Consider the following 279-nt stretch of genomic DNA (forward strand, 5'->3'; position numbering starts at 1 on the left):
TAATTTTAAATTGACGTTAGTAATGTCTTTTCTTAAAGATTGTTCAACTTCCAACGGAAAGTCCGCTAAAATGTTAAACGATTTGATCCAATTTAGAAAATCATCCGTAATTTTATTAATTAATTGATAGTTGCACGTATCCTCTGGGATCCCCGCATAATCCAAGTAATCTTGATTTAATAAAAAACCGTACAAAAAAAGCATTTCCGAATGGGTTAGCTTAAAGTGCCAGCCTAGGGTCTGCTTTAAGACGTGATAAATTTTATCATAGCGTTTATC

Annotated in this window: 1 protein-coding gene; it reads right to left on the reverse strand. The window is 32.6% G+C overall.

Going from position 1 to position 279, the window contains the following annotated elements; genetic code table 11:
* On the reverse strand, positions 1 to 279 hold a 279-nt coding region (locus GUI70_RS25575), incomplete at both ends, for a hypothetical protein (protein WP_237725143.1).

It is taken from the genome of Deinococcus alpinitundrae (assembly GCF_009982895.1).
In the GTDB taxonomy this organism is placed as follows: Bacteria; Deinococcota; Deinococci; order Deinococcales; family Deinococcaceae; genus Deinococcus; species Deinococcus alpinitundrae.